Source organism: Okeania sp. SIO3I5 (assembly GCF_010672085.1).
Lineage (GTDB): Bacteria > Cyanobacteriota > Cyanobacteriia > Cyanobacteriales > Microcoleaceae > Trichodesmium.
In genome coordinates, this window is the sequence record NZ_JAAHHT010000362.1 from 1 (window position 1) to 6,702 (window position 6,702).

Below are 6,702 nucleotides of genomic sequence, written 5' to 3' on the forward strand. Positions count from 1 at the left end.
AAATTTGGTAGTCCTGCTGAGGAATGGCGAAGATACATAAGTTTTGTAATTTCTTCCGACACTTCCGACACTTCCGACACTTCCGACACTTCCGACACCTCCCACACCTCCCACACTCTCTCTACCATTCCTCAGCACCACCACCTGAAATTTTTCTTCTATCTATAACTTCTATATACAATCCCCCTATCTCCCCCAACTATATAATAAGTATTCAACCAGATTTGATATTAGCGGAAGGGTTTGGAGACCAAACCCCTACGGATTATTTTTATTTATCAGTATTTAAGTGAATTGGTATTAGCAAATGGAAAATATTGAAATTCACGAATTTAGCACAGGTATAATTCCCGAAATCTTACCCGATGGTAAATGGATTTCCAGAGGATTTAAAGTAGGAGAATATATGAATTTAACCTTGCCTAAAGTTCCCCATTTTTTAGGCAGAGCAATTGCTAATAAAGGATTTGAAGTAGGCAAAAATCGTAATAGTCAAGAACCTACTTTTGTGGGGCGAGTTGTCTTGAGTATGAGTCAAGAAGAACCAGATTATTCGGTAGTTGCTGTAGTCACATCTGGGCAAGATGAATATGGTCGATCGACTGCTTTTTATCGTTATTTTTTCTGTGCTGGAAAAGATAATATTTGGCAAATATTAGATTGGATCAAGACTCAGCAGCAAGAGGGAATTAATCCGATATTTAATCCATCTGAAACTAAAGAAATTGGCAAACCAAACCAACATCAAGTTACCAGTAAACCAGAAATAAATTTACCTACAGATTGGCAAAATTGGTTGAATATTCAAACTTTGCCAGCGATTGTGCCTACTGAATTATCTGACTTACAAATTATTAATAAAATGGCTGAAGTAAAAGCCAATGGTCACCCTATATCATGGGTTTATAATGTGGAAACTGTTGAACGACCAGAACAATTTATAATTATTCATCCTGCCAATGCGGAAGTAGCAGCAAGTCTGGCAGAAATACAGAAAAAAATAATGAAAAATTCCTCTACAAATATCTCAAATAATATAGATGAAGCTGCTATAGAAACGGCAATTAAAGGATTAATTAGTGGTTCTAAAATTAAGCAGGAATGGATAGAAAATTTAATTGTAAAATTACAGACTGGTCAAGTTACATCAGAATATTTAAACAACTTATTTGATAATCTGGGAGCGAGTAATGCTGTTCAACAAGGAAATGCTAATGCTCAGATGGTTAGATTATTAACTTTAAGGGCAATTTTTATTCCAGAAACTTTACCAGAATATCTGCATTGGTTAAATATTAATGGGGATGGAAAGAAAGAAGATGAAAAGCCAAAAATTTCCCTACAATTACAATCCCAACTGAGAAATTATCAAAATTTATTAGAACCATTAATTTTAGGAGGATCAGACCGCGCCTTTTCTCAAATATTAGGGAAAAAAATATCTGTTACTGCTTATTGTTGGTTGTTAAAAAGTCAAGGCAGTTTATGGTCAAAATATTCCCAGAAAATCAAACAACAAGTTCGCCACGATCTAGAATATTTAGCAAATAGTTTATTAAACAAAAGTCTCGGTCAAGAAACAGATAAATTAGTCTACGGAAATGCTATCTGGAAAAAGTTAATTTCTTGGTTAAAGTCTCGTCGTTATCCCTGCAATTATTATCAACCTTTTGCCGATTTATTTTCTCAACTGCCTGATTATGAGTTAGCAGCTTATTTTCACCAAGTTAGTAATGGAAAAGTACCAAAAGAAATTTTCACTACAGCGTTTCCGAAATTAAAGTCTACTTATGAAACAATTATTTTTGGGTTAACTGTTCATCAGGAATTAGCTTTTTCTGACCATATTACTATATTAATTAAAAAGTATGGACGACCAGTAGCAGTAACTGTTCTGATTATGCTTTCTCATGGTTTATTTTTTGCTTTGGGATACCAGGTAGGTAAGTTTAATAGTGAAAATATTACTGATGGGGAAAGTCTAGAAGAACCCCTTGCTTCAGAAGAAATATTAACTGATGTAGAAACAACTACTGTGATTAAAATTTCGACAGAAAAAATGGAAAGAGCTATTGATAAATTTCCCACTACTAGCAGCGTAATTCAAGAAATTGTCCGGGAACTTGAGGCAGAAATATTAGCTCAAAATTCTACATTAGTTACAACAGAAGAGGCACGTTTAGAGATTATTCAAGCAATTAATAAAATTATAGAAAATGATGTAAAACTTCAGTATTTTGGGGTGATAGAAGATGAGTTTCTGGGCGATTCACTTAAATATATGGAAGCTAAAAAACAATGGATTGCTGCGATTTATTTCTATCAGAAAAACTTTTTTAGTGATGGTTTTGGTTACATAGAACCGAATAAGAAAACGGCAGATAAATTAAAGTGTGATGTGGCGGATTTGTTAGAAATTGAATTACAAATACGACCTCGACGTTGTGCTGATAGCTGACAACTGAATGCTGACTGAAAAATAAAGGTATAAAGCTTTCTATTTCAAGAGAAAAAAGTGCTAGGATATTTTCTTATATTCAATCCTCTCGGTTTTCCTTAAGGTAATTATGCATTATCCATTATCAATTAATGAAACTGCTATAATAATTTAAAAGGTAATATAGGGAAAATTATTCTATGAAACCTGCCTAAATCTTTAACTTTCAAATTAATATGAATCCAATAACTAAACTACCAGAAAAATCCTCTGATTTATCGCCAACTGCTGATTTACCAAAAAGCTTACCAGACCATACTCAACTTCCCGACAAGGATGATAACTTTGTGAAAAACTTTCAAGAACCCCCAGAAGGAGACTTATTAACTGATTCCATTACTCCTATTTTGCAACAAATTCATCCCGATCGCCAATACTGTGTCGGTCGAGATAGTGGCATTTATTGGCGCTTAACTGAATCGCCAGAACCACTAGAAAAAGGTTCTGTTGCCCCTGATTGGTTTTATGTGCCGAATGTACCACAAAAATTAGATGGTCAATTGCGTCGTTCCTATGTTTTATGGAAGGAATTTGTTGCCCCTTTAATTGTATTGGAATTTGTTTCTGGAGATGGATTAGAAGAAAGAGACAAAACACCAGGAACAGGTAAATTTTGGGTTTATGAACAAGCAATTCGCGTACCTTTTTATGGTATATATGAAGTTCAAAAAGGAACCATCGAAGTATATAATTTGGTAAATGGTCGCTATCAACAAATGATACCAAATGAACATAAGCGTTATCTCATAGAACCTTTAGGCGTAGAATTGGGTATTTGGGAAGGCGAATATCAAAGCCAAGTCTGGCCTTGGTTGCGTTGGTGGGATACCCAGGGAAATCTTTTGCTGACAGGAGATGAACGTGCAGAACAAGAACGTCAACGTGCCGATCGCTTGGCAGAGCAGTTAAAAGCTTTGGGTGTAGAACCGGAGTTGTAGATACTGGGAAGATGTTGGCGGAGTCTAGCGGCAGCTATATCGCTACTTTAATTTGAAAAGAGCGATCGCCTATTCCAGATTGCTTGTTGTAACAAACATTTATCAAATTGGTATAAGTACCATTAGGGAGTAGTCGTTTCGCTGCCCGACATGAAAGGTGGAGCAAGTACGGCGGTACATTGCTCAGAGATATTTACAGCAGTTTTCATTTTTGTAGACTACAGTAGGGGCGATTTCCGTTTGTCATGCTCCTAATTACGCGGAAAGCGACAGCATTCGGAACGAAATCGCCTCTACAGGGTTTTGGTTGTAACGATGTGGTTCATCAATCTGAAAAGCGCAGTCAAATCTGCATTTACAGCAGTTTCGGAGTTAGTGAGCTACACAGTTCGATCGCTTTAGTAAATAGAGATTAGTTTTCAAGTGTACTTCACCATCCTAAAAACTGCTGTAAGTATTCTTGGAGATGTCTAATGGTAGGCAACCTATTTTTTGTCTTGACTCTGTGTTTAGAATTACATTATTTTAGAGTAGATTTTAGTTAATAGCAATATATTCCGATTTATTAGTAATTGCCGATTATTGGCAGTTTCTTTCCGTAAAAAGTCTATGGAATTCTGCCAAACATTTTTGATTTGGGAGCGATCCTGTCCTTGATTCCGTGTTAAGAATTGCATTATTTTAAAGTAGATTTTAGTTAATAGCAATATATTCCGATTTATTAGTAATTGACGATTCTCGGCAACTTCTTTTCGTAAAAAGTCTATATAATTATGCCAAACATTTTGGGTTTTGGGGTGATTATATCCGAACCTTTTAGAAAAAATCAGCATCGCTTTTAGATAAAGTTCTTCAGCTTTATCATATCGCCCTTGAGCACAATAGAGATTTGCTAGATTCTTGCAACTGAGAGCAACATCCGGATGTAATTTTCCTAATAGCTGCTGTCTGATAGTCAAAGCTTGCTTATACAGGGGTTTAGCTTCTTTATACCTTCCTTGAGAGCAATAGAGACTACCTAAATTGTTGAGACTATCAGCAATACGAGGATGACTATTTCCGAATAGCTGCCGATACAGAGCTAAAGCTTCCTTCAACAGCGATTCTGCTTCTTCATACTTCCCTTGAGCGCAGTAGAGACTGCCTAAATTATATAGGTTATCAGCGATGTAGGGATGACTGTTTCCAAATAGCTGCTGATACAAGTCTAAGGTTTGCTCAAACAAAGGTTCAGCTTCCTCATATCGCTTTTGGGAATTGTAGAATATGGCTAAATTCCAGAGACTGGGAACAATATCAGGATGGCTTTCTCCCAAGAGATGTTGCCTCATAGCTAAGGCTTGCTGAAATAGAGATTCAGCTTTGTCATACATCTCTCGATCGCTGTATAGACTGGCTAAACTATTAAGATTACGCGCGACATCAGGATGAGTGTTTCCAAATAGTCTCTGATACAGAGCTAACGATTGCTGAAATAGGGATTCGGCTTCCTCATATTCCCCTTGAGCATGATAGACTGAGGCTAAATTGTGGAGACTGGTAGCAACATCGGGGTGGGAATCTCCTAAGAGCTGCTGTCTCATAGTCAAGGCTTTGTGAAACAGAGGTTCGGCTTTCAAGTATTTTCCTTCAGCGTGATAAAGTGAGGCTAAACTCTCGAAACAGGTAGCTATAGAAGGATGATTGCTTGTGAATAGCTTCTGGTACATAGCCAAAGTTTGTCGGTAGAGGACTTTAGTTTCCTCATACCTCCCTTGAGTACCGTAGAGATTTGCTAGTTTGTGAAGGCTGCGTACAACATCAAGATGGTCGTTTCCTAATAACTGCTGTCTCATAGCTAAAGCTTGTTGAAACAGGGATTCAGATTCCTGATATTTCCCTTGAACATGATAGACTGAGGCTAAATTGTGGAAGCTAGTGGCGACATGAACATGGGTTTTTCCCAATCGACGTTGGCATATTTCCAGACATTTTTCTATCCAAGGTTCAGCTTCGTAGTAAAATCCTTGCCCTTGATAGAACCTACCTAAAGCTACAAATGGAAAGATTAAGTCCCAATCTGTTAGCCAATTCGTCAGGTTGGCAGCAACTTCGATTAGGTGAGGAATGGCAGGAGCGATCGCCATAATATCTGCTTTAATCGGAGTATCAGGAATCCTTTGTGCCACATTTACCATAGCACTACAGAATACTTGCTTTAGTTCATTTGGTTCAGTTCTTTGTTCAATATCAGGTTGTACATCCGTTTCTCTAGTTTCTAGCTTACTTCTAAAAAATTCTCGAATTAATGGATGTAAACGGTAAGTGTCTTCTCCCACTTCTTGAAGTAAATAAAAGCGTAATAGTTGTCGCCGAGATGATGTCATGTCCTCTGCTAAAAACTCTTGTCTCTGAGGATACATTTCAAAATATTTTTGCCCAAATGCTTCTACCATCTCCCAGGAAATAGGAGCTAGTGCAAACAAACTGAGCAATTTACCTAGATACTGACTCTTTCGAGCTAACATTTCCCAACTTAAATCAAAAGCAGATTCGACACCCCTTTGAGCAGTCGATATCCAGGCAGGATCATTTTCTGCTCGCACCAGTGCTTCATCTTTTAATGCCTGACGTTGTTCTGCTTTTCTCTGTAAACGAGATAGCATATTAGCCAAAGAGAGGTTTGATTCCATCGCTAAATATCGACCAACCAACTCCAACCCCAGAGGCAAGTATCCCAACCATTCACACAGAGTATTAGCAATTTCTCGCTCGGCAGCAATTCGCTCTTGACTAATCAGAGATTCCAGTAGCTCTAAAGATTGCTCTAAACTCAGAACATCCAAAGAAAGCACTTTGATCGGCGGACTAAACTTGATTCGTGTCGTCATTAAGACCTTAAATCTTGATTCTTCCGGTGGTAAATAAGGTTCAATATCTCTGTAATTAATCACATCATCTAACACAATCAATACATTTCCCGGTAGCCAATTACGCCAGCAAAATCTCACCCGATCTAGAAGTTCTAATCCATCAGGTACATTTAATCCCTGAACTTGAGCATAACCAATTATCTGACTACCAACGTTGAATTCCCTGGCATACAACCAACAGATTCCACCAGGATAAGTACCTTTGTTTTTATACAGTTTGGCATATTGTAAAGCCAGTTCTGTTTTACCAACACCACCCATACCAGCAATAGAAGAAATTGCCACCTTTTCTGTCTCTTGTAATTGCTGGTGGAGGATCTATAAAATCTGTTCGCGACCTACGCATTTCATTACA

At 37.5% G+C, this 6,702-nt stretch carries 3 protein-coding genes; 2 read left to right on the top strand and 1 reads right to left on the bottom strand.

The genetic code is table 11. From position 1 onward, the window contains the following. The first annotated feature begins 307 nt into the window (after window positions 1-307). Together F6K40_RS37730 and F6K40_RS37735 are read left to right on the top strand one after the other, a co-directional pair. The gene (locus tag F6K40_RS37730) at window positions 308-2,458 is read left to right on the top strand and encodes a hypothetical protein (protein ID WP_293144606.1); all 2,151 of its coding nucleotides are present in this window, start codon (window positions 308-310) and stop codon (window positions 2,456-2,458) included. Between the two features lie 215 nt (window positions 2,459-2,673). Next, on the top strand, window positions 2,674-3,435 hold the full coding sequence (locus tag F6K40_RS37735) for a Uma2 family endonuclease (RefSeq protein ID WP_293144608.1): 762 nt from the start codon (window positions 2,674-2,676) through the stop codon (window positions 3,433-3,435). A gap of 515 nt (window positions 3,436-3,950) precedes the next feature. On the opposite strand, the gene F6K40_RS37740 is transcribed toward F6K40_RS37735, so the two are convergent. After that, on the bottom strand, window positions 3,951-6,665 hold the full coding sequence (locus tag F6K40_RS37740) for a tetratricopeptide repeat protein (protein WP_293144610.1): 2,715 nt from the start codon (window positions 6,663-6,665) through the stop codon (window positions 3,951-3,953). Window positions 6,666-6,702 lie beyond the last annotated feature (37 nt).